General features: G+C 61.8%; 11 protein-coding genes. 8 read left to right on the forward strand and 3 right to left on the reverse strand.

The annotated features are described in order from the left end of the window. Positions 1–148: 148 nt before the first annotated feature. The 4 genes from rpiB (at position 149) to AC6UAL_RS04825 (ending at position 8,816) form a co-directional block, all read left to right on the forward strand. Entirely contained in the window at positions 149–1,834 is a 1,686-nt protein-coding gene (gene rpiB, locus AC6UAL_RS04810; RefSeq protein ID WP_500682232.1) for a ribose 5-phosphate isomerase B, read from the forward strand. A gap of 448 nt (positions 1,835–2,282) precedes the next feature. Beyond that, positions 2,283–2,819 (forward strand): peptidoglycan recognition protein family protein, encoded by a 537-nt coding sequence (locus AC6UAL_RS04815; RefSeq protein WP_500682233.1) that lies wholly within the window; start codon positions 2,283–2,285, stop codon positions 2,817–2,819. Between the two features lie 29 nt (positions 2,820–2,848). Then, positions 2,849–5,005 carry an ATP-dependent DNA helicase RecG gene (recG, locus tag AC6UAL_RS04820; protein ID WP_500682234.1) on the forward strand — a complete coding sequence of 719 codons (2,157 nt, stop codon included), beginning with the start codon at positions 2,849–2,851 and terminating at the stop codon, positions 5,003–5,005. A gap of 217 nt (positions 5,006–5,222) precedes the next feature. Further along, entirely contained in the window at positions 5,223–8,816 is a 3,594-nt protein-coding gene (locus tag AC6UAL_RS04825) for a hypothetical protein (RefSeq protein WP_500682235.1), read from the forward strand. Positions 8,817–8,994: 178 nt separating this feature from the next. On the opposite strand, the gene AC6UAL_RS04830 is transcribed toward AC6UAL_RS04825, so the two are convergent. The 3 genes from AC6UAL_RS04830 to AC6UAL_RS04840 form a co-directional block, all read right to left on the reverse strand. Further along, complete coding sequence (locus AC6UAL_RS04830) at positions 8,995–10,083, reverse strand: FtsB/FtsL family cell division protein (RefSeq protein WP_500682236.1); 1,089 nt, start codon at positions 10,081–10,083, stop codon at positions 8,995–8,997. Beyond that, a complete protein-coding gene (locus AC6UAL_RS04835; protein ID WP_500682237.1) occupies positions 10,080–10,499 on the reverse strand; it encodes a hypothetical protein in 420 nt (139 codons plus the stop codon). The genes AC6UAL_RS04830 and AC6UAL_RS04835 overlap by 4 nt, the downstream gene beginning before the upstream one ends. Positions 10,500–10,618: 119 nt before the next feature. Next, positions 10,619–11,212 (reverse strand): NUDIX hydrolase, encoded by a 594-nt coding sequence (locus tag AC6UAL_RS04840; RefSeq protein WP_500682238.1) that lies wholly within the window; start codon positions 11,210–11,212, stop codon positions 10,619–10,621. A 111-nt stretch (positions 11,213–11,323) separates the two neighbouring features. Here AC6UAL_RS04840 and AC6UAL_RS04845 point away from each other — a divergent pair, with 111 nt between their 5' ends. From AC6UAL_RS04845 to AC6UAL_RS04860, 4 genes are all read left to right on the forward strand, one after another. Continuing rightward, a complete protein-coding gene (locus AC6UAL_RS04845) occupies positions 11,324–12,643 on the forward strand; it encodes a hypothetical protein (protein ID WP_500682239.1) in 1,320 nt (439 codons plus the stop codon). A gap of 30 nt (positions 12,644–12,673) precedes the next feature. Beyond that, complete coding sequence (locus AC6UAL_RS04850) at positions 12,674–14,017, forward strand: hypothetical protein (protein WP_500682240.1); 1,344 nt, start codon at positions 12,674–12,676, stop codon at positions 14,015–14,017. A gap of 368 nt (positions 14,018–14,385) precedes the next feature. After that, on the forward strand, positions 14,386–14,721 hold the full coding sequence (locus tag AC6UAL_RS04855) for a hypothetical protein (RefSeq protein WP_500682241.1): 336 nt from the start codon (positions 14,386–14,388) through the stop codon (positions 14,719–14,721). Positions 14,722–14,764: 43 nt separating this feature from the next. After that, on the forward strand, positions 14,765–16,429 hold the full coding sequence (locus AC6UAL_RS04860) for a hypothetical protein (RefSeq protein WP_500682242.1): 1,665 nt from the start codon (positions 14,765–14,767) through the stop codon (positions 16,427–16,429). Positions 16,430–16,585: the final 156 nt, after the last annotated feature.

A 16,585-nucleotide genomic window follows, 5' to 3' on the forward strand; every position in this document is an offset into this window, starting at 1 on the left:
GCCCTCTCCTTGCCCGACAACCCGCATGATTACTGCATCCCTTTTCCCCCCTGCTCAAACTTTGGGACAGGTGTGCCTGCCGACTGATAATGCTTGCAGAATGCCCATTTCTGTGCTAGAGTTGCGGCGTCAGGCTATTTAACCTCTCATGAATACGAATCTTCGCATTGTCATTGGTTCAGATCACAAGGGTTTCGATCTGAAGGAAGCTGCGGTCGAGCTGCTGCGCAGCTGGGGCTATGAGGTGGAGGATGTCGGCCCCGCTACGAAGGAGGCTTGTGACTACTCTGACTACGCTGCCGCTGTTTGCAAACGGATTATTGACGGCCGCGCTGATCGCGGTGTGTTGGTTTGTTTCACGGGGCTCGGGATGAGTATCGCAGCAAATCGCTTTAGGGGGATTCGTGCGACGTTGACGCGCTCGCCTCAGGTGGCGGAGTTGTCGCGTTTGCATAATGATTCAAATGTGATGTGCCTGGCTTCGGCTTTCGTTCAGCCGGAGGATCTCGATAATCTTTTCCATGCTTGGCTGGCTGCTGAGTTTGAGGGCGGTCGCCATATTCCCCGTTTGCTGAAGGCTTCGGGTTCTCCGCTCGCAGTGTCGGACCCGGAGTTGGCAGGGTATATTGAGGAGGAGCGCCAACGCCAGAATAATAATATTGAGTTGATTGCTTCTGAGAATTTCGCGTCGCCGGCGGTGATGGAGGCTCAGGGGAGTGTGCTGACGAATAAGTATGCTGAGGGTTATCCCGGTAAGCGTTGGTACGGTGGTTGCGAGGTGGTGGATAAGGTGGAGCAGTTGGCGATTGATCGCGCTAAGGCTTTGTTCGGATGCGATTGCGCAAATGTGCAGAGTCATTCGGGTTCGCAGGCGAATATGTCGGTTTATTTCGCTTGCTTGAAGCCGGGTGATACGATTTTGTCGATGGATCTTTCTCACGGTGGGCATTTGTCTCACGGTTTCTTCGCGAATTTCTCGGGTAAGCTTTACAAGGTGGAGCATTACGGGGTGGATGAGAAGACGGAGTGTATTGATTATGATGCGCTGGAGGCTCGGGCTAAGGAGTTGAAGCCTGCGCTGATTCTCGCGGGTGCTTCGGCTTATTCGCGTACGATTGATTTTGCCCGTATTCGTCAGATTTGTGATGAGGTTGGGGCTATTATGTTTGTGGATATGGCTCATATTGCCGGTTTGGTGGCGGCGGGGGTGCATCCTTCGCCGGTTCCTTATGCGGATTTTGTTTCGACGACGACTCACAAGAGTTTGCGCGGGCCGCGCGGTGGTCTTGTGATGTGCAAGGAGCAGTGGGGTAAGAAGTTGAATGCGGCGACGTTCCCCGGTCTTCAGGGTGGGCCGCTGATGCATGTGATTGCTGCTAAGGCTGCTTGTCTCGGTGAGGCGCTGAAGCCGGAGTTTAAGGAGTATGCGAAGCAGATTGTGAAGAATGCGAAGGCGATGTGCCGGCGTCTTCAGGAGTTGGGTTTCCGTATTGTGGCCGGCGGTACGGATAATCACTGTTTCTTGGTTGATTTGAGCAGTAAGGGGCTTAATGGGGCTGAGGCGCAGGTGGCTCTGGATAAGGTGGGTATTACGGTGAATAAGAATGCGATTCCTTATGATAAGGGGACGACGGCGACGCCGTCGGGTATCCGTATCGGTACGCCTGCGGTGACGACGCGCGGGATGAAGGAGGATGATGTGCGCCGTGTGGCGGATTTCATCGGTCGCTGTCTCGCGATTCTGGCGGCTCAGAAGGTGTGCGAGACTCCCGGTGCTTATGATGAGTTGCGTGCTGAGGTTTCGGCTTTTAATAAGTCGTTCCCGATGCCCTGAGGTTTGGCGCTGTTGCTGCGGCGGGGGAGACGGTGTTTCTCCTGCCGCGCGCACGGTGTTGTTGCTTTTCCCCTCCGCTTGGTTTCGGCCGACGGAGGGGTTTTTTGTGGGGGCGGGGCTTGTGTCGGGGCGAGAATGGCGGTGTTGTGGCGGAGGGGTGGTGTGTGGTGTGTGGTGTGTGGTGTGTGGTTGGTGGTGGATGATGCGCTTGGTGGGGAATGACGCGCTTGGTGGGGGTGAGGGGATTTTCGGGCTTGCCAAGGGGGCGCGGGAGTGGCAGAATAGCCGCATGGGTCGCGGTGTTTCTTTTTTCGCTGTTTTGGTGCCGGTGATGGTTGCGGGGTTATTGGGCTGCCAGCAGCAGTCTTCTAATACGTATTTGCGTACGCCGCGGGTGGTTAAGTTTAAGCCTGATCCGAGGCCGATTGTGCCGCGTACGATGGTGCAGATGGCTAAGTGTGTTAGGATTTATACGCGTATTGTTCCGTCGAATGCGCTGCAGCGCCGCAAGGCGAAGCGTATGAATCCGACTTTTATTACGATTCACAGTACGGCGAATCATTCGCCGACGTCGACGGGGATGCAGCATTCGAAGGCTTTGTGCAATGGGGCGTTTACGAATCGCAGTTGGCATTTTACGGTCGATCAGTTTATGGCGGTGCAGAATTTGCCGCTGAATGAGACGGCTTGGCATGCGGGTAATGCGGCGGGTAATAATCATTCGATCGGTATTGAGATGTGCGAGACGGAGAATAAGGGGCAGAATCATTTTAGTGTTTGGGAGAAGACGGCGCAGTTGACGGCGATGCTGATGACGCGCTATAAGATTCGTCTCCGCAAGGTGGTGCCTCATTATCACTGGACGGGGAAGAATTGCCCGGCTCCGTTGTTGACGAATGGTCGCCCGGGGTTGAAGTGGGCTTGGTTCCATTCGCGTGTTGATTATTATTACCGCTGCCTGAATCAGGGCCGGTCGTTCCGTTGAGTGCCGGGGGAGGGGTGTAGGGTTGTTGCATGCTGCATTTGGGTGATGAGCTGGCTTCTGCGCCGGGGGTGTCGGGGCGTGAGCTTCAGGCTCTGACGGCTGCGGGGATGCGCTGTGTGGGGGATGTGCTGCTGCGGGTGCCGCGGCGTTATGAGGATCGCCGCAGCGGGGGGGCGATTGCGGCGCTGGTGGATGGGGAGACGGCGTGTTTGCGGGTGCATGTTTATGCGGCGGGGTGGCGATTTTCGTACAAGCGTTATTTTGAGGTTTCGGCAGGGGGGGTGGGTGATCCGCACGGGGCGCGTCTTTTGCTGCGCTGGTTCAATATGCCGTATGTGGCGAAGTTGCTGGCGGTGGGGATGAATTTGAGTGTGTATGGGCGGGTGAGGTGTTATGCGGGGCGTTTGTCGATGGTGAATCCGGATTTTGAGGTTCTGGAGGATGAGGATACGGGGCGTCGTTTGGCGGCGCTGGCTTTGGGGGATGATGCAGGGGGGGAGTCTGCGGCGGGGGGTGTTGAGGGTGCGGGTTGCGGCGGGGAAGAGGCTGTGTTTGCCGGGGTGCATACGGGGCGTATTGTGCCGATTTATCGGGGGGTGCAGGGGGTGTCGGTTCGGGCTTTTCGTTCGCTGGTTTATGGTTTGCTGGCTGAGTTGCCGCCGGATGAGCCGCCGCCGGGGTTTGATGTGGCGCCGTCTTATCGTTTTGTGTCGGCGCTGCGGGATTTGCATTTTCCGGCTGAGCTTGAGGATGCGCGCAAGGCGCGTTTGCGTTTTGCTCTTCAGGAGTGTTTCGCGAGTCAGTTTCGGGTGGCTTGGCGCCGCTTGCGTTTGCGCGGTAAGCCGGGGCAGGTGACGGCGGTGGGGGATGGGTATGTGCAGGAGTTGCAGGGGCGTTTGCCGTTTCGTATGACGGGGGCGCAGTTGCGCTGTCTGGCGGAGATTCGGGCGGATATGGAGCGCCCGGTGCCGATGAATCGTTTGCTGCAGGGTGATGTGGGGAGTGGTAAGACGCTGGTGGCTTTGTGCGCGATGTTGCTGGCGGTTGAGGCGGGGAAGTCTGCGGCTTTGCTGGCACCGACGCAGATTTTGGCGGAGCAGCATTACAGGAATTTTTGCCGTTTGCTGGAGGGGTCGGATGTGCGTTTGTCTTTGCGTACGGGGGATCGCTGTGATGATTCGGGGCTTGTGTTTGATGATCCGAATGAGGCGGATTCGCAGCCGCGTTTGGTTGTGGGGACGCATGCGTTGCTTTACAAGAGGAGCCGGCCGAGGGGTCTCGGGTTGGCGGTGATTGATGAGCAGCATAAGTTCGGGGTGGAGCAGCGTGAGAGGTTTATTAGTTGCGGGGAGAATCCGGATGTGTTGGTGATGACGGCGACGCCGATTCCGCGTACGCTGACGTTGACGCTTTACGGGGATTTGGATGTGTCGGTGATTGATGAGTTGCCGGCTGATCGAGGGGAGGTGGTGACGGCGTTGCGCCACCCGGATCGCATGAAGCGTATTGTGGCTTTTATGCGTTCGGAGTTGGCGGCGGGGCGGCAGGTGTATATTGTGTCGCCGCTGATTGAGGAGGGGAGCGGGCGGTCGCAGAGTTCGGCGACGGCGGAGTTGGAGCGCTGGCAGGGGGTGTTTCCGGAGGCGTCGGTGGGGTTGTTGCACGGGCGTTTGTCTGCTGATGAGAAGGAGGCGGTGATGGGGGCGTTCCGCGAGGGGGAGGTGCAGATTTTGGTGGCGACGACGGTGGTTGAGGTGGGGGTTGATGTGCCGAATGCGACGCTGATGCTGATTAATGATGCGGATAGTTTCGGGCTGTCGCAGTTGCATCAGTTGCGGGGGCGCATTGGGCGCGGTTCGCACAAGGGTTATTGTATTTTGCTGTCGCGTGCGAAGCCGGGGGAGCCCGGGCGCGAGAAGCTTGAGGTGCTCTGCCGGACGCTGAATGGTTTTGAGATTGCGGAGGCGGATTTCCGTTTGCGTGGTCCGGGTGATGTGCTGGGGACGGCGCAGAGTGGGTTGGGGGCGGTGCGGTTTGCGGAGTGGTTGACGGATATGCGTTTGATTGCGCGGGCTAATCGCGATGCTCGGGCGATTCTTGAGGCGGATCCTGAGTTGCGTGCGCCTGAGCATGCGGCGCTGAGGGCTTTGGTGGCTGATGAGGGGGAGCAGGGGGCGGCTTGCTGAGGGGTGATGGCCGGAGGCGGCGGTGTGTTCGGGCGATGGCGGTGGGCTGATGCGTTGGCGTGTCGGTGCGGTTGGCGTGTCGGTGCGGTTGGCGTGGTTGGCGTGGTTGGTGAGGTTGGCGTGGTTGGTGAGGTTGGTGCGGCCGGGCGGGGTTCTCGCTGTGTGCAGTCTTATTTTAGCCTTGCTTTGCGGGTGGGTTTCGTGTGTAATGGGAGGGATGAATGCTGCGCTGGGTTCTCTGGGTGTTCTCTCTTTGTTGGCTTTGTCTTTGCAGGCTGATGAGCTTGATCCGCTGGGGCGGATTGCGGAGTGGGAGCGCCAGCCTGTTTTATGTGAGAGGGCGGTGTTGCTGGGCTTTTTGCGGAGTGATGATGTGCGTGTGCGGTCGGCTGCTCTGGATTTGCTGGAGAATATGACGGGGCGCGATTTCGGGCTTGATCCTTGGCTTGAGCCGTCGCAGGTGCCGGAGTCGGTGCGCCGCGAGTTGGATGAGTGGGCGGCGGCTGAGAGGATGTTGGGTGTGCCGCTGTCTCATCCCGATGAGCAGCAGTTGCGCGATGCGATGGCGATGCTGCGCGATGCGGATGCGGATACGCTGCGGCTTGTTTGTTTGCGTTTCGAGCGTTTCTGTGATCCTTTTGTGCAGGCGATTGAGCGTGAGATTCGCCGCCATCCGCAGATGCCGGAGCGCGAGTATGATAATTTGCGCTTGGCTCAGTTCCGGGTTCAGCTGGGGATTTGGATGCCGGAGGATGCGCCGCGCGTGGCGTCTCTTTTGGTTTCGCATGTGCGGGCTGATGTGATTGAGGGGCTTGAGTGTTTGCGGGCAACGGGCAATGTGACGCTGCCGGTGGTGTCTTGTTTTGCGGAGAGTTCTGATTCGTTGATTCGTGAGACGGCGGTGGATATTATGCTGCAGCTGGGGATGTCGCGGGGCTATGCTTATTTGATGCCGCAGTTGATGCGGGAGTCGGAGCGCAATATTTTGCAGATTGCAGCGGCTCATGCGCCCGATGCGCTGCCGGTGGTGGCGGTGGTGCATTTTCTGAATCATTGCGCGATGCTTGAGGATGAGGATGTGGTGGTTTCTGCGCTCGAGGCGCTGCGCGATTTGGGGCCGGCTTATGAGGAGCAGCGCAAGGAGCTTTTGGGTGAGGGGGAGCTTTTCCGTTTTTGTGATGAGCGTGATGCGTTGAGTGTGGAGCAGGTGCGCCGCCTGTGGGAGCGCCCTGAGTGGCGTGTGCGTGCCGCTCTGATTAATTTGCTCAGTACGTACAATAAGCGTGCGCCGGAGGCGGAGAGTCCCGAGATGCGCGATATTTTGTTTGCGGCTCTGGCGGATGAGAGTGAGACGGTGCGCCAGAATGCGTTTCGGGTGATTGTTGAGCATTCGCTGATGGAGGGGTCTCGCTCGGAGGCGATGCTGCGGCTGGCTCAGGGTCGGCCGGAGTGTGCGCCGCTGGTGGCTTGTTTGTTTGCGGCGCCGCTGCCGCCTTTTGAGGTGCCGGAGGGGATGAAGGCTGTGGTGCGGGGCTTCAGTGCCGAGCAGGTGGATTTGTTGGCGCGTTTGGATGGTGAGTATCGGCGTATTTTTTCTCGGGCGCCGGAGGGGAGTTCGATTGGTGCGTTGCGCGATGTTTTGCTGGAGTCGGAGGATCCGGCGGTGCAACGGCGTCTTATTCTCTGGTTTGGTGTTGATTTGGCGACGCGGTCGGAGGCTTGGTGCGACCGTCTTGTTGCTTGGCTCGATGCGCCGACGACGACGCGCGATGAGCGTGCGGGTTTGCTGCGTTCGTTCTGGGAGGCTCGAGAGAGGGGGGGGAGTGCGGGTTTCAGCGATGGGGTGGCGTCTTCCGCGCTGTGTGATTGGCTGGAGGCGCATGCGCTGCAGCAGCAGGATGCTCAGCTTGCTGCGCTGAGTTATCTCGCGCTGGTTTGCTGCGATGATTTGCTGGCCGGGGAGGTGTTTGAGAGGGTGGCGCTCGGGCTTGATGCGGAGACGCTGGATGCGGTTGTGACGGCGCGCCCGGAGCAGCTGGCGTATTTGTCGCCGAGTGCTTTGCTGAAGCTTGCGGAGCATTCCGGCGGTCGCGGGTGTTCGCGTATTTTTGATGCGATTGCGAGCAGTCGGGCCGGGGTGGAGGCGCTGGCGCGGGAGCCGCTGCCTGATGTGATTTGGTACGATGGTATTGTCAAGAAGCTTGCCAACAGTCTCGGCGGGCGGATTCCGGCGTGGTGTGAGGCGGTGCTGTTGCGGGCGCTCGATGAGTCGTCGGCGCCGCGTCGCCGGGCAGAGGCGGCGTTGCTGGCTTTGGTTTGCTGCAAGAATGAGGATGTGCTGGCGGCTGCCCGCCGGGTGGTGCAGGAGGCTGCGCCGGAGATGCGCGGGTTGCTGAGCTGTTTTGCGGCGCCGCCTCAGAGGCCCGAGGAGGTGTCAGGCTGGCTTGAGGGGCACGCTGACGGCAGTTTGGCGATGCGTGCGTTGACGGCGAGTTCTCTTTTGCCTGTCAATCATTGGGTGTTCCGGCTGCCGGCGGGCGGAGCGGGGGAGCGGGCGGTGGCGGTGTTCAGTGCTCCGGCGCTGAATAATGATTTGCTGCAGCGTGCAATGGAGTGTCCTGAGGGGCTTTTGCAGCGCGTTGAGGCTTTGCAGCAGGATGCGGATCCCTTTGTGGCGACGCTGGCCTGCGCTTCGATGCTTTACCGCACGGGCAGCTGTGATGCGGAGCGTTTCAACCTTTTGTTGCAGGGTTGGCTGGAGCGCCCGGCGGATGATGCGGAGCGCGAGTTGATTGCTGAGACGCTCAACGGGGTCTGGCGCCGCTGGGCTCGGTACCGCGCGAGTGTGCCGGAGGTTTTCGTGTTGAAGGGGAATGTGAACAGCATTGACGAGCGTTTGGCTCCGACGTTGCTGCTGTTGCGCGCTCTGGCGGGTGAGAGCTGGGGCGTGAACAATGCGGTGACGGATCTCATCGGGAAGGCGGAGAATCGTACGTTCAAGCAGACGACGCTCCGGCCGCGTTTCAGTTTGCTGCCGAGTGAGGCGGATGGGTCTGCTTCCGGCGCTGCTGCGGCGCCGGGTGCGGCGGGTGCGGCGGGTGTTGCTTCGGGGACGCCGCCGGGTGTGCCGGGCGCCGTGTCGCAGGGCTCGTCTTCCGGCTCGGCGCAGGGCGTGGCGCAGGGCTCGGCGGCGGTTACGCCTGCGGCTGACGCTGCGCCGGAAGGGGAGGCGGCGTCAGACGGTGCTGCGGAGGGTGCCGGGTATCATCCGATTGATCGGAGCCGTCCGCTGCGTGTGGAGTTTTTCCACAAGGAGCACTGCGGGGACTGCGAGCGAGCGTCGCGCCTGCTGGAGCAGCTGCGGGAGTTTTACCCCGGTCTTGAGCTTGTGGATTACTCCATTGAGTCGCGCGAGGGCTATCTGCGCAACGATGTGCTCTGCCACCGCTTCGGGGTGGAGGCCGGGCGTCGGCACAAGGCTCCGGCTCTTTTCACGGAGGCGGGCTGTTTGTTGGGTGAGCAGATTCGCGAGTCTCAGCTGCGCGAGATGTTTGATGCGGCGCTGCAGTGCGGGGGCGAGCGCTTGGCGGCGTCGCCTGTGCCTGAGGCCGGTGCGGCTTCGCGCGGGGCGTCGGTGTCGCGCTTGTCCGATACCGAGGCGGAGGAGGCGGCGGCGGCCGAGCGCTCCCGCTTCGCGGAGCTGGTGAGAAGCTACGCTGTGCTGGCGCTGGGCGGTCTTGTGCTGCTGCTGGTGCTGCTCAAATTGCTGATGGGCCGGGGATCGCGTCGCCGAGCTTCCGGCGGGGACTGAGTGGTCTCGGTGCGGCTGCGCGCGCGGCTTGTCTCGCTTGGGCGGTCAACGGCAGAGCCGCCCTCTCTTGCGCGGGAGGGCGGCTCTGCCGTTGTCGGGGGGGATGGGGAAAAAGTCGCTAAAAGCGCTGTGCGAGTCGCTAAAAGCGCTGTGCGGCTCAGCGAGGAAGCGCCGAGGCTCAGAGCGGGATGTCCCCCGTGGGGGCATCCCATCCGTCGTCGATGGCGGCGGGTGCGGCGGGAAGGGGAGCCGTGCCGTCATTGCGGTTGGCGGCGGTGTCCACCACGGGCGAGCCGCTGTCGGGCACATATTCCTTGCCGTCTACGATGATGCGACCGCGGCGTGCGGGGCGAGCTGCCTGCGTGCGCTTTTTTTTCTTTTGGTCAGCGGCGGGTTGCTGTTGCTCGGCTTCACCCTCGGCTTTGATGAAGTCGTCGGTGCTGACGAGATCCTTGAAGCCGAAGGCGTAGAGGACGATGTCGGGCAGCGTGTCCTGCACCAGAGACCTCACGGGGAAGGTCGCCTGACTCAATTCGCCGGTCGAACGCAAGACGAGCTTGGCGGATTTGCCCGAGCCTTCGACGCGGTAGATGACGGCGTTCGGGAAGCGCTTGCCCGACTGGGTGGTGACGTCGCCGATGGACAAGCCGGGCATCAGACCGCGCGCGACCTCGCGGGCGCTTTTATCGGCCTGACGAATTTCGTGCTGCACGCCCAAGGTTTTGTTGTGCAGATCCTTGAGGTGTTGTTCGCCTTCGGCCAAGCGGCTGCGCAGTTCCTGTATCTCTTTGTCGCGCTGCTCGATGGCCTGCCGCTGTTGCAGGCGGGTTTCGGCCAAGTAGGAGAGGGGCTGGAGTTCGTCATGCCTGGCCTTGAGGCGCTTGTTTTCCGCCAGCTCCTGCTCGATGGGGCTGGGAATGCGATATTGCTGCATCTCTTGATACACAAACCAACCGCCGCCCCCCATGGCGCCGAGCAGCACCAGCACGAGCAGCGTGTCGATCACCACCGCTGCGAAGCTCGACGATTTGGGCGCTGCGGCAGGGGGCTGTGCGGCAGCGGTCTGCGGGGCAGGGGCTGCCGGAGCGGTCGGCTCGGCCGTCGCTGCCGGAGCGGGTGCAGCCGATGAAGAGGCAGAGGCAGGGGCAGGGGCTGCGGTGCCTGCTGCCGCCTTGGGCTCGGTCGGCGTTGCGGCCTTGGGGGCAGCGGGTTGATCGACGGTCGGTCGGGGTGTTGCCGTCGGCTGTTTATCGGGTTCGGGACTCATGGCTGAGCAAGGGGTTCCTGGGTTTGACTGTCGGGCTCCGTTTGAGGATCGGCCGCCTGCAGAGAGGTCGGGCCGGCTACTTCATCCTGCATGAGGCGGAAGCGATGGCGAAATTCCGTGAGGCGGTTGCGGAATTCTTCGAGCTTCATTTCGGCGGCTTTGACGTCCTCCAGCTGCCGGAGCAGGGACTCATTGAGCCGGACGATTTCTCGGCGTCGCGATTCAATCTCCTCGCTGAGATCGGGCATGCTTTCATCCGTCTTGCTGATCTCCTCCTCCATGCGTGCATTTTCGGCTCTGAGCTTGTCATTGAGGACCCGGAGCTGCTCGTCGGCTCCGCTGTCTCGCTTGCAGGCGGCGGTGAGCGCCACCGTTGCACCGATGGCCAAGAGGCAGGCGGTCGTTGAAATTTTCACGTGACTATATTCGCGCATACGGCCTCATTCGTCAAGCACGGAATGCGTCAAACTGTTTGATGCGTCGGCTGCGCGGCGACGCGGCTCTGCGCGGCGGCGCGGCTCTGCGCGGCGGGGCGTCAGCCGTGCAGGCTCTGCGTCAGCCGAGCCATGCGGGCGACGGAGGGGTCGACGTCCGCTTGGGGGGAGGCGAGCCGGGCGATCGGGAGCCAAGCGAGGGCCTCAGACTCAGCGGAGCACACAAAACGTCGGTGCGGAGCCCGAAGCAGGTAGCGCACGTCGTAGTGGCGGTGCTCGGGTTCGCCCGGGCGCGCCGGTATCAGGTGGATGTCGACGTCGAAAATGTCGGTACTCAGGGGTTGAATGCCGACGATGCCGCTTTCTTCCTCTGCCTCGCGGAGAGCCACGCGCAGCAGGTCGGCATCGCCGTCGGCGTGTCCGCCCGGCTGAAGCCAGCGCTTGAGCTTGCGGTGCAGCGTCAGCAGCGCGGCATCGCCCTCCGGTGACAGCAGCCAAGCGGATCCCGTCAGATGCCCGAGCGCATGCGTGCGGCGGAAGCAGTCCCGCGAGCTGAGGATAAAGGCCGTCATCTCGGCGCAGCAGGCTGCCTGCTCGGGGCGTCTGCGCGCGTGTCGCCGCAGAGCTTCGATGAGCGGATGCCGTTCATCCTGAGGTGGCAAGCGGTTGTCTGCAAGGGGCTCGGTGTCGCTCATGCCCCCATTTTATACGCTGCAAGGGCAAAAGGCGAGAGGAATGGCGGCAAAAAGCTCCCGCCCGTATTTCTCCCTTGACACGGCCTGAACGTACAGGTATGCTGCTTTGTAATGAAATGGTCGTTTTTGCTGGCTGCGCCTCTTGCTGCTTTTCTGTTCGGTTCGACGGATGCCTACGCGCTGGAGAGCCGGGTTGAGACGTCGACGGGCAGCTCCGTGAAGAGCGCGGCAGGGAAGAAGTCATCGGCGAAGAAAAAGGCCGGCAAGAAGAAACGCAAGGCGAAACGCAAGGCGAAACGCAGTGACGACGCTGAGCCGTCGGGCGGCGGCTCGATTGAAGACCCCCTTGCCAGCGATTACGCTAAGGGCGCATCGCCCGACGACGGGTCGGGTCCTCTTCTGTATCGCAACGGTTCGGGCGATGACGCCGCTTCCGGCGGTGCAAGGAAGAGCGACACGAGCCGCAGCAAGAGCCGCAGCCGGGATGCCGGTGCTGCGCCCCGCGGCAGTCGGCCCGCTGCGCCCGGCCGTGCGGAAGCCGGCAAAGTCGGCGGTCGCATCGGTGCCGTGCCTGCGGAGGAGGCCGCTGATCTCTGCAAGGAGTATTACCCGCGCAGCCGTCGCGATATCAAAGAGAGCCTCGATCGCATTCTGGACGGGGCCGCAGCCGGGCAGGGTGTCGGCGCGGAAGTCGTCGGCTGCTGCAATCTTGTCAACGCCTACCGCTACCTCTGCGGGCTGAGCGCGGACGTGAAACCCGATGACGCGCTGACGCAGCGGGCGGAGGCTTTCATCGCCGATGCCTCTGCGCAGGGCAGGGCCGACGGCTCGCTGCAGATGAAGCATCAATGCAACATCATTCTCTGCTCCCCCGGGGATGAGACGGTGGAGGCTTTCAACGCCTCGTTTTCCGATGTCGCCGTGCCGAAGTCCGAGCAGTGCGCTTTTCGCGGCGGTTACATGGTGCCGGGATTGAAGGCTATCGGCGTGGCTCGCGGGCCCGTCACGTCTGCGGAGCACTGCGTTGCCGCCTGCGTCGAGGCCGGGCCGGCCCCCGTTCGCAAAGCTTGGACCATGCCGGGCGAGGGCTTCTTCCCCGCCCAATATCTGCAAGGCCGCATTTGGAGCCTCTACACCGACGGGCATTTGGGCGTTTCTCTGCATACGGCAAAGGTTCGCGTCTGGAAGCTCGCCGAGCGCCCGACGGCTCCGCTCGATCCGGACAAGATGCCGGAGGATGCCGTGCCCGTTGAGGTTCGCTCCGTCAACGGTACGGATCGCGGCGTGGATTTTGAGCCGGTCTTGCCGGAGTTTGTTCCGGGAGAGCCGAACATCTACGCCGTCAGCGTCAGCACGCGAGCCACGCGTCCGGGCGCTGACGGACGGGAAGTCCCGGTCTTTGAGCATTTCTACATCGTCGATCTCTTCTGATAACACCGCGAGCCGTTTTTTTCTGACGCCATGCCCAGAAGTGCCAAGATGTCGGATGCGACGATTCGGACGATAGAGTCTGAGCGCCGTCGCAGCCGTTTTGTTTCGGTAGCGGTCGTGCTGCTGACTCTCGTGCTCAGCGCCGTCATTCTGTACCAAATCTCCGTGTTGATCAGCCGAGAAGCGCCGTCGTCCTTCGTGACGTACAACCCGCCGCCGCCCGACAGACCCGACGACTACGTGCCCATGCAGAAGGATCTCTCGGGCGGAGCTCCGCCCGTTTCCGCCACTTCGGTGATGGTGGCTCTGGACAACACCTCGCTGATGGCGGCGGCATCCGTCAACACGGATGCCATTAGCGGGTCGCTTCTCGGGACGGAAGACGGACTGGACGGTGACTTCGGGCTCGGAGGCATCGGCAACGGCATCGGCTCGGGCATCGGAGACGGGCTTTCCGGCGGCAGCGCGGGCATGGGTGATCGCGAGAGCGGGGGAAGTTCGTTCTGCGGCCGCTTCTGGGATCTCAAAAAGACTCGTCTCAAGGCGGATTCCGAGCTCAAGGATCCGATAGCCAATTTGGGCGTCATGGAGCTGATGAGCCGCTTCTACAACGGGAACTGGGATACGAATCTCTTCCGCAATTATTACGAGTCGTCGGTCAATCTCTATGCCGCCTGTTTTTACATGCCTCTGAGCTTGGATAAGGAGGCGTCCAACGCCTACGATCCGGACGGCAGCATGGGGCTGGAGCCGAGCCGCTGGGTGGCTGTCTATTCGGCGCGTGTCAAGGCTCCGAAAACCGGGCGTTTTCGCTTTGTCGGCATCGGTGACTCGGTGATGGGGGTGCGTTTCAACGGCAAAAATGTCTTGCAGTGCGGCTTCCATTCGCTTGAGACGGGTGCGTGGAACGCGAATGTTGAAGAGGACTACATCGCCGCGCACGAGTTTTACGAGTACCGCAGCTGCGGCAGCTGGAACATGATGTTCGGCGGTTTCCGCGCCGGCGAGTATTTTGAGGTCAAGGAAGGCGAGTGGTATGAGATGCAGGTTCTTGTCTCGGAAATCGGCGGCGGCGCCTTCGGCTTTTGTCTGTTGATCGACGAAGAGGGCGCTCCGCGCAAGCTCGACGCCGACGGCGTTCCGATCTTCCAGCTCTTCCGCACCGCCTTCGTCGAACCGAACATGGAAGAGGCCTACGCCAAAATCAAGTTCCCCTGCGAAGAAGGGGGCTTCATCGCCAAAGTCGATCCGCCCTACGACCCGGACAGCCGCATCTGGGAGGCCGAGCCCATCGAAGTCAAGCGCAACCGCGGGCGCAATGACAGGGATGGAGATCGCCCTCGGAGAGACCGTCGCGACCGCCGAGGCCGCTGAGCCTTTCGCTCGCCGAGCCCCGCTGCCGAGAGTAGCCGGAAGCAGGGCGAGCCGCGCAAAATGCGGCTCGCAGACTCCGCAGAATCGTTCAGACGCTCAAAATTCGGGTTTTGAACATTTTTTTGTTGAGTTCAGAAAAAAGAATTGATAAAATACGCTCGCAGTGTTCAGAAACTCCATGGATCGCCCGTCTTCACCCGAACAGAAAGCCGCCGCAGGAGCCCGGAGCACAAGGCGCATCGCGCTACTCGTGCTCGCGTCGGCCTGCTGCCTTTCTCTCAATTCATGCGGCACGATCGGCCAGACGATTCGTTCGATTCTGAGTCTGCCAACCCAGGCTTTTGACGCCGTAGCATACTGATCGAATCATGAATGCGACCTTCGGAATGAGTATTCTCGCGCTTGCGGGGCTTTGTCTCTGCAGCTGTCAGCAGGGCGTGATGCGTCCTGCCAGGGGGGGATCGTATCGCATCCCTCCCGATGCGGTTACCCGACTGAGTCAGGTGGACCCCTATTACCGAGCGGCCTTCCGAGATCAACAGGCTGCAAACTTCTCACGGGCCGATCAGCGAAAGGCCTATCTGGCGGCTTTGGAGATGGCTCGCACGCCCGTGCCCAAGGCGGTTCCGAGCCGAGCCGTGGCCAAGGCGTCCAAGTCCCGAAAGAAATCTTCTCGCCGCATGGCGTCGAGGCGCCGCCGCTGAACGACCGGGCTTGCCTCGCCGCTCAGCATGAGGGCTGATATCCATGGGCTGGCATGATACCCAGTTGCTGACCCCTGAGAGCGTCGAGAGGGAGCGTCTCGCGAGGCAGGGCTTGCGTGCGGATGATTCGGCCACGGTGCTCGTGTGGGTGCTGGGCGGCATGGCGCTGCTCATGGGCGTGGCGGGTTTCGGCCTCATCCTGATGTATTATTGGGATGTGCTCGGCAGCTTGTTGCGCGTGCTCAGTCTGGGCGGGCTCATGGTGCTCATTTGGCTGGGCTATGCCGTCTCGGCGCGTTTCGGCTGGTCGTCGCGCGAGGTGCTGGGCTTGTTTCTGAGTTTCAGCTGGCTGCTGATTGTTCTGGGGCTCTCCGAGCTTTTGCCGGGCCTGCCGCCTTGGCTGCTGGGGCTTGTTTTTCTGGGCGGCGCGATTCTCGTTCCGGTGTTGTTGCCGGCGCGCTCGACGGTGACGGTGTTGGCCGTCTCTTGCCTAGTCGAGATGGCGCTTCTGTGGATGCACGTCAGAAACAGCAACCAGAGCAGCGATTGGGCGATGCTCTGGACGGGGATTTTGAGTGTGCTGATGATGTGGGCGGCCGTGGGCAACTGGTGCGACGTCACCCTGCGCCGAGGCTACGCCACCTTCTCGGTGCTCGGCTCCATCAGCTCCTTCCTGTACATGTTTGCCTACCAGGGCATGTTGCTCTACCCGCAGTATCTTCGCCCCGCCAGCCTTCAGGGTGACACCGATGCGCTGCAGTGGGTCTGCATGATGCTCGTCTGGATGATACCGATGGGCTTTCAGCTGCTGGTGCACTGCATGCGTTCGCGGAGACGTCATCACAGCATCTTCACATACTCCTTCCTGCTGTATTACGGCGCGACCGTCTGCTCGCTGCCGCTGGCGCTGCTGCTGCTGGAGCGCAATATACCCGTGGCCGGGGTGGCCGTCATGTTCGGTTATGCCGCCTGCATCGTTTTTTACGGTGTTGAGTATCGCATGCCGCGCTATGTCTTTTTCAGCTGCATGATGGCCTTTCTGACGGCGATTGCCATTCCTCTGGGGCTGGGAGCCGATATGCTGTGGAGTGCCTGCGTCATGCTGGCGCTCTGCGTGATCTTCCTCATTTCATCACTGGCCCTCTCCAAACACAGAGATAACGTTTTTCGACGCGCCGGGGAGCGCCGCGAGCGGCTGATGCTGGCGATGAGCGGCAACACCGTGCGACCCGATGCTCCGTTGCCGGGCGGAGAGCGGCAGGCCTCGGATCAGATGGTCTCCGTATCCCTCGATGCCGGAGCCGTTACCGCCCGCACGGTGCCGCTGAGTGCGGGTGCGGGCGACCTGAGTCGAATTTCCTTTGGGTCTGACGATGAGGATGAGGGCGCTCCCGTCGTGCCGTCGGCGCCGACGATTTCCGCCCTGCCCGATTCGGGGGCGGTCTTCCGGATTTCCGAATCTCAACCCCGGCCGGATGCCTTTGCCGCCCCGCTTGTGCCGTCGCGACCGTCGGCGGGTGAGGGCGTGCCGCTGCGCGTTCCCCCGCTTCCCGAGAGCTATGCCCTGTCGCAGACCAACGCGCCGGGCGCTCCGCAGGTCCCCTCCCTGCCTACCTTCGGCTCCGCTGCGGATCATGCACCGGATGCTCCGCGCACGCCCGGTGCGGGGCGCGTGCCCCTTCGTTCCGATGCCGACGAGGCGGAGTGACCCGCGCGGCTGCTCTTGCCTCTCCTCTCCGCTCCGCTCTTCTCTCCTCTCTACTCCTCTCTGCTTTTTGGAGGCTCCTCTTTGCCGAGGTGCCCTGTTGCCCTGTTGCCCTGTTGCCCTGTTGCCCGCTTGCCCCGTTGCCCGCTTGCCCGCTTG

The organism is Candidatus Parakkermansia intestinigallinarum (assembly GCF_944389695.1).
Classification (GTDB): domain Bacteria; phylum Verrucomicrobiota; class Verrucomicrobiia; order Verrucomicrobiales; family Akkermansiaceae; genus Akkermansia; species Akkermansia intestinigallinarum.

Coding starts and splice junctions, on each gene's coding strand:
- AC6UAL_RS04825 (WP_500682235.1), top strand. CDS start 5,223: ATGAATGCTGCGCTGGGTTCTCTGGGTGTTCTCTCTTTGTTGGCTTTG.
- rpiB (WP_500682232.1), top strand. CDS start 149: ATGAATACGAATCTTCGCATTGTCATTGGTTCAGATCACAAGGGTTTC.
- AC6UAL_RS04860 (WP_500682242.1), top strand. CDS start 14,765: ATGGGCTGGCATGATACCCAGTTGCTGACCCCTGAGAGCGTCGAGAGG.
- AC6UAL_RS04855 (WP_500682241.1), top strand. CDS start 14,386: ATGAATGCGACCTTCGGAATGAGTATTCTCGCGCTTGCGGGGCTTTGT.
- AC6UAL_RS04840 (WP_500682238.1), bottom strand. CDS start 11,212: ATGAGCGACACCGAGCCCCTTGCAGACAACCGCTTGCCACCTCAGGAT.
- AC6UAL_RS04830 (WP_500682236.1), bottom strand. CDS start 10,083: ATGAGTCCCGAACCCGATAAACAGCCGACGGCAACACCCCGACCGACC.
- recG (WP_500682234.1), top strand. CDS start 2,849: ATGCTGCATTTGGGTGATGAGCTGGCTTCTGCGCCGGGGGTGTCGGGG.
- AC6UAL_RS04815 (WP_500682233.1), top strand. CDS start 2,283: ATGGCTAAGTGTGTTAGGATTTATACGCGTATTGTTCCGTCGAATGCG.
- AC6UAL_RS04850 (WP_500682240.1), top strand. CDS start 12,674: ATGCCCAGAAGTGCCAAGATGTCGGATGCGACGATTCGGACGATAGAG.
- AC6UAL_RS04845 (WP_500682239.1), top strand. CDS start 11,324: ATGAAATGGTCGTTTTTGCTGGCTGCGCCTCTTGCTGCTTTTCTGTTC.